The organism is Pseudomonas sp. NPDC089547 (genome assembly GCF_050280665.1).
In the GTDB taxonomy this organism is placed as follows: domain Bacteria; phylum Pseudomonadota; class Gammaproteobacteria; order Pseudomonadales; family Pseudomonadaceae; genus Aquipseudomonas.
The window spans coordinates 1-5,418 of the sequence record NZ_JBNNVS010000096.1 but is presented as its reverse complement, the minus strand read 5'-3'; the positions used below and the strand labels follow the sequence as shown (position 1 = coordinate 5,418).

Here is a 5,418-nt window from a genome sequence, read left to right as displayed (position 1 = left end):
TAGGCCTGATACATAGATGCAACCGGGTTCCTATGTTCAAAAGCAATTAGACAGTGTGGGCGAGTCCATACATAGGAGCGGCCTTGTGTCGCGAACGGGGCGCGAAGCGGCCCCACGATTGCAGCTTCGCCGCCGACATCGCCGGGACCGCTTTGCGGTCCTTTCGCGACACAAGGCCGCTCCTACAGGGGCCGCGCCAAGGCTGGAATCCGCGCCGGGAAAAACGGACCTCGGAGTCAACTCCACTACCCGCCCAGCCCAGAAACGGCGCGGGATGCAACATGAAGCCCATTGGTCCGCGACTTGATGCCACTTCATATGCCAGCCGCGAAGCAATCGGTTAGAATGCCCCCCCAAATTACCCCGATCCTTGAGGACCGCCATGTTCAGCCGTGATTTGACCATTGCCAAGTACGACGCCGAGCTCTTCGAAGCCATGCAGCAAGAAGCCCTGCGCCAGGAAGAGCATATCGAGCTGATCGCTTCGGAAAACTACACCAGCCCGGCAGTCATGGAAGCTCAGGGCTCGGTCCTGACCAACAAGTACGCCGAAGGCTACCCAGGCAAGCGCTACTACGGTGGTTGCGAGTACGTCGACATCGTCGAGCAACTGGCCATCGACCGTGCCAAGGAGCTGTTCGGCGCCGACTACGCCAACGTCCAGCCGCACGCCGGTTCCCAGGCCAACGCTGCCGTCTACCTGGCCCTGCTGTCGGCCGGTGACACCATCCTGGGCATGAGCCTGGCCCACGGTGGCCACCTGACCCACGGTGCTTCGGTAAGCTCCTCGGGCAAACTGTACAACGCCATCCAGTACGGCATCGACGCCAACGGCCTGATCGACTACGACGAAGTCGAGCGCCTGGCTGTCGAGCACAAGCCGAAGATGATCGTTGCCGGCTTCTCGGCCTACTCGCAGGTTCTGGACTTCGCCCGCTTCCGCGCCATCGCCGACAAGGTCGGTGCCTACCTGTTCGTCGACATGGCCCACGTTGCCGGCCTGGTTGCCGCTGGCGTGTACCCGAACCCGGTGCCGTTCGCCGACGTGGTCACCACCACCACCCACAAGACCCTGCGCGGTCCACGTGGTGGCCTGATCCTGGCCCGTGCCAACGCCGACATCGAGAAGAAGCTGAACTCGGCTGTGTTCCCAGGCGCCCAAGGCGGCCCGCTGGAGCACGTGATCGCGGCCAAGGCCATCTGCTTCAAGGAAGCCCTGCAGCCTGAGTTCAAGGCTTACCAGCAACAAGTGGTGAAAAACGCCCAGGCCATGGCCAGCGTGTTCATCGAGCGTGGTTTCGACGTGGTATCCGGTGGTACCCAGAACCACCTGTTCCTGCTGTCGCTGATCAAGCAGGAAATCTCCGGTAAGGACGCTGACGCCGCGCTGGGCAAAGCCTTCATCACCGTCAACAAGAACTCGGTACCGAACGACCCACGCTCCCCGTTCGTCACCTCGGGCCTGCGTTTCGGCACCCCGGCCGTCACCACCCGTGGTTTCAAGGAAGCCGAGTGCAAGGAACTGGCCGGCTGGATCTGCGACATCCTGGCTGACCTGAACAACGAAGCAGTGATCGACGCTGTACGTGAGAAGGTCAAGGCCATCTGCAAGAAGCTGCCGGTTTACGGCAACTGATTGGCAGCCGCCTGAAGTTGAAGAGCCCGGCCTAGTGCCGGGCTTTTTATTGAAAGCCCCCTAGCGCGCAGGATGCACCTTGACCAGAGAACAACTGGAAACCCGACAGATACCCCTCTATTTTGCCGCAGTACTGGCCGCCGCTGCTTTCGGCCTGCTGGCCAGCGGTACTGCGCGACACCTTGAAACCCTGATCACCCCTGCCATCGCCGTGCTGATGTATGCGATGTTTCTGCAAATCCCTTTCCTCGACCTGCGCCAGGGCTTGGGTAACCGCCGCTTCATCAGCGCCCTGCTGCTGGCCAACTTCATGCTCGTGCCGCTGCTGGTCTGGGCCATCACCCGAGGGCTGGTGGAGCACCCGGCGATTCTCGTCGGTGCCTTGCTGGTACTGCTTACGCCTTGCATCGATTACGTGGTGGTGTTTACCCATCTCGGCAAAGGCGACGCACGCCTGACCCTGGCCGCAACCCCCGTGTTGCTGCTGCTGCAACTGCTGCTTCTACCGGTGTACCTGGCCTTGATGCTGGGGGACAACAGCCAAGTGGCAGTCTCCGTCACCCCGTTCGTGGAAGCGTTCGTGTTGTTGATCGTGCTGCCGATGGCACTCGCCGTGCTCACCAGCGCCAGCGCCCGGCGCTCGCGTGCAGTCTCGGCCTGGAACGATGCCTGGGCGTGGCTGCCGGTGCCGGCGATGGCGTTAGTGTTGGTGGTGGTGATCGCTTCGCAGATTGCAGCGGTGGTGCGTGATTTCGACCGGTTGCTGCCTGTGATTCCGGTTTACGTCGGCTTCATGCTGCTGGCGCCAGCGCTTGGTTTTTTATCCGCACGGTTGTTGCGCCTGCCAGCCACCGAGGCACGCTCGGTAACGTTCAGTGCCGCCACGCGCAACTCGTTGGTTGTGTTGCCGTTGGCACTGGCGTTGCCTGATGACATGCGCGGGCTGGCCGCAGCGGCGGTGATTACCCAGACGCTGGTGGAGTTGGTCAGCGAACTGATTTATGTGCGGGTAGTGCCACGGCTGGTGGGTTGATTCGTTCGCTCATGTTGATGCGCTACATGGCACCGGCTTCGCCGGTGTTCGCGGGCAAGCCCGCTCCCACAGGATCGCGCCTATCCTGGATTTTGCGCGATCCTGTGGGAGCGGGCTTGCCCGCGAAGGGCCGCAAAGCGGCCCCGTGGGCACTCACCAGTTGTAGGTCACGCTCCCGTAAACCGTGCGCTGCTGCCCATACTGGCAGCCCATGTCGCTGAAACACCCGGCCACGTACTCCTTGTCAAACAGGTTGCTGGCATTGAGCGCCAGCTCCACACCCTTGAGTGAAGCATCCAGCTTGCCAAGCTCATAGCTGACCATTGCGTCCACCAGCACATAGCTGTCGACCTTGAAGCTGTTCTGCGCATCACCATAGGTGCTGCCAACATAGCGGGTGCCCGCGCCCAGCCTTAGCCCGTTCAGCGGCCCCCCCTGCAACAGGTAGTCGGCCCACAGCGAAGCCATGTGCTCCGGCGTGCGGAACGGGGTGTTGCCCTTGGTGCCGCGCTCAGACTGGGTGACCTCGACATCGTTCCAGGTGTAGCTGCCGATCAGGTTGAAGCCCGGCGCCAGCTCGGTCTTGGCTTCCAGCTCCACCCCGCGCGAACGCACCTCGCCTTCCTGGCGGCTGAAACCGTTGACGTTCTCGGTCACGTTCTGCCGGGTTAGCTCGAACACTGCGACGGTGTACAGGCTATTGCTGCCTGGCGGTTCGTACTTCAGGCCCAGCTCGTACTGCTTGCCGGTTTCCGGGTCAAGCTGGGTACCATCGGCAGTGGTGCCCATGACTGGCAGGAACGACTCGCTGTAGCTCAGGTACGGCGCCAGGCCATTGTCGAACAGGTAGACCAGCCCGGCGCGGCCGCTGAATTTCTCGTCCTTCTGGGTTTGCGGGGCGCGGTCGTCCTTCTGGTTGGCGGCCCAGTCGTAACGCCCACCCAGCAGCAACACCCAGTTGTCGATGCGCAGCTGGTCCTGCAGGTACACACCGGTCTGCGACAGTTTCTGTTCATAGCTGGCAGCGCTGAACGGCACTGTATTCAGCGGCTGGCCATACACAGGCTGAAACGGGTCAAAGCTTTGCAGGATGAAATCCAGCGACTGCTGCTGGTCGAACTTGCCGTTGTTGTAGTCCAAACCGGTGAGCAAGGTGTGCTCCACAGGCCCGGTGGCGAAGTTGGCCTGAACGTGGGTGTCGACGGTAAACAGGCGGCCATCGCCCTTGCGCGCATCACTGTAGCGCGAGTACTGCCCGCCACCGGCCGGGCCGAACAGGGCTATTTCGCTGCTGGCCTGGCGGTAGTTGCTGTAGCGCACGTTCTGGCGCAGGGTCCACACCTCGTCGAAGTGGTGCTCGAACACATAGCCCAGCGAGGTTTTTTCGTTGGTCATGAAGTCGTAGGCGCTGTCGCCCACATAAGTGTCGCGGTCCAGCCGGCCACGCGTATCCCGGAACACCGTGCCACTGGCGGGCAGCGCATTGGCGAAGTTGCCGGTCTGGCGCTGGTATTCACCCAGCAAGGTGAACTCGGTATCGGCACTGGGCCGATAGCTGAGTGCCGGGGCAATGTACTGACGGCGATTGGTGATGTGATCGGTCTGGGCGTCGGTTTCGCGGAACAGGCCAGTCAGGCGGTAGCTCCAGATGCCCTCGTCATCCAGCGCATCGCCCAGGTCGAAGGCGCCTTGCTGGTAGTTCAGGTTACCGGCTTGCAACTGCACCTGACGCAGGGGCTGCTGGGTCGGGCGCTTGCTCACCAGGTTGATCTGCCCGCCCGGGTCCGAGGCCCCGTAAAGCACCGAGCTGGCACCGCGCAGCACTTCAATGCGCTCCAGCCCGTAGGGTTCTGGCGCGTCCCAACCGAGAAACTCGGGCAGGAAGGTGCGGGTACCGTCGCGCAGCATGCGCCCGGTACCCTGCTGGAAACCGCGAATGGACAACTGGTCGACCACGAACTGAGGGCCGGCCAGTTCGGTGTTCACCCCAGGGGTGTAACGCAGCGCCTGGGCTACGGTCTTGGGTTGTTGGGCCTCGATCTGCTCGCGGGTGATCACCGACACCGAGGCCGGGGTTTCGATCAGCGCCGTGTCGGTCTTGCTGCCGACCGAGGAGCGCTTGGCCACGTAGCCATCGTCCGGGCTGACCGAGCTGTAGGCCTGGCCGACGATGGAAGTCGCGCCCAGTTCCAGGGTGCCGGACGACTGCGCGGCGGGCTCGAGGGTGACGCTGGCGCTGCCGGTGGAGCGCCAGGTCAGGCCACTGCCTTGCAGCAACTCGGTCAGCGCCGCTTCCGGCTCGCGCCGGCCGTTGATACCACGGCTGCTCTTGCCCTGCACCAGGTTGCCATCAAAGATCACCTGCAACCCACCCTGCGCAGCCAGGCGGTTGAGCGCGCTGGCCAAGGGTTGCGGGGCAATGTCGAAATCACGCGGCTCGGCCTGGGCCAGGCCCGGCAGCAGCGCACACAGCAAAGAAAGCGACGTCAGCGACGCCCTGCACAATTGCCCTCGGTCCATCTCACTCCCCCCGTTCAAATACGAAGCATTCGTTTTTGAGAAGTGAAGACGGATGACCACGGCGGACCCGTAAAAATAAACTTCAACACAGGCTCCGAAAGCTGACGCTATCCCCTGTAGGAGCGGCCTTGTGTCGCGAAAGGGCTGCAGAGCAGCCCCGGGGTTTCAGCGCAGATGCACAAATTGCTGGGGCTGCTTTGCAGCCCTTTCGCGACACAAGGCCGCTCCT

At 62.6% G+C, this 5,418-nt stretch carries 3 protein-coding genes; 2 read left to right on the top strand and 1 reads right to left on the bottom strand.

All coding sequences use genetic code 11. From position 1 onward, the window contains the following. The first annotated feature begins 382 nt into the window (after positions 1–382). Together glyA and ACQKPZ_RS27975 are read left to right on the top strand one after the other, a co-directional pair. Positions 383–1,636 (top strand): serine hydroxymethyltransferase, encoded by a 1,254-nt coding sequence (gene glyA, locus ACQKPZ_RS27980; RefSeq protein WP_274907367.1) that lies wholly within the window; start codon positions 383–385, stop codon positions 1,634–1,636. Positions 1,637–1,715: 79 nt separating this feature from the next. Further along, positions 1,716–2,669 carry an arsenic resistance protein gene (locus ACQKPZ_RS27975; protein ID WP_427544494.1) on the top strand — a complete coding sequence of 318 codons (954 nt, stop codon included), beginning with the start codon at positions 1,716–1,718 and terminating at the stop codon, positions 2,667–2,669. A gap of 153 nt (positions 2,670–2,822) precedes the next feature. Here ACQKPZ_RS27975 and ACQKPZ_RS27970 read toward each other — a convergent pair whose 3' ends face one another. Beyond that, positions 2,823–5,189, bottom strand: a complete 2,367-nt coding sequence (locus ACQKPZ_RS27970) for a TonB-dependent siderophore receptor (protein WP_427544491.1) — start codon at positions 5,187–5,189, stop codon at positions 2,823–2,825. Positions 5,190–5,418: the final 229 nt, after the last annotated feature.